Annotated in this window: 1 protein-coding gene; it reads left to right on the top strand. The window is 41.1% G+C overall.

Annotated elements, in window-relative coordinates; genetic code table 11:
- Positions 1-880: group II intron reverse transcriptase/maturase (gene ltrA, locus AC3ASS_RS14375; RefSeq protein ID WP_488284170.1), on the top strand; the 880-nt coding region annotated here is incomplete at its 3' end.

Here is an 880-nt window from a genome sequence, read left to right as displayed (position 1 = left end):
CTGAATGAGATCTATATAGAACTCAAACAGAAAAGGTTTCACCCAAGCCCTGTTCGCCGGGTCTATATCCCAAAAGACAACAAGGGAAGCATGAGACCGTTAGGAATTCCAACGGTAAAAGACCGAGTCGTACAGATGGCAACAAAAATGGTCATTGAACCCATCTTTGAAGCAGACTTTCAAGACTGTTCTTATGGATTCAGACCGAAAAGAAATGCTCACCAAGCCATCGCAAAGATTCGAAAGTTGAGTAGGAACCATTACTGGGTAGTAGATGTAGATATTAAAGGGTACTTTGACAATATCAATCAAGAAAAATTGATGAAGTTAGTCGAAATGAGAATCAGTGATCGCCGAGTATTGAAACTGATTCGGAAATGGCTGAGAGCAGGTGTAATGGAAGATGGCCAGTTTCATAACACCGAAAAGGGTACCCCGCAGGGCGGAGTCATTTCGCCTCTTTTAGCAAACATCTACCTCCATTATATGGACACGATATGGAAGAGGAAGTTCCTACATTTGGGGGAACTGGTGCGATACGCAGATGATTTTGTGATTATGTGTCGTACGAAAACCCAAGCGCTGGAGAGCATCAAAGTATTAAAAGCCATCATGAAGAAACTAGACCTTGAAATCAACACGGAGAAATCCAAACTCGTTAATATCTGGGATAACACAAATGGATTCGACTTTCTAGGTCTACATCACCGGAAATTCCCTGTGATGAATAAGGGAGGCTCGAAAGTGTATGTCATGTCTCATATTCCAAGTAAGAAAGCCATGAAGAAGATGAAAATGAAGATTAAGGAATATACGAGTCCAAGGAACAAGCTATTTATGGACATCAAAGAACTGGTGAAGGGACTTAATCGAATTTTAC

Source organism: Bacillus sp. JST-5 (assembly GCF_057747715.1).
Note: the sequence above shows the minus strand (reverse complement) of the source record. Positions and strands in the feature narration are given on the sequence as shown.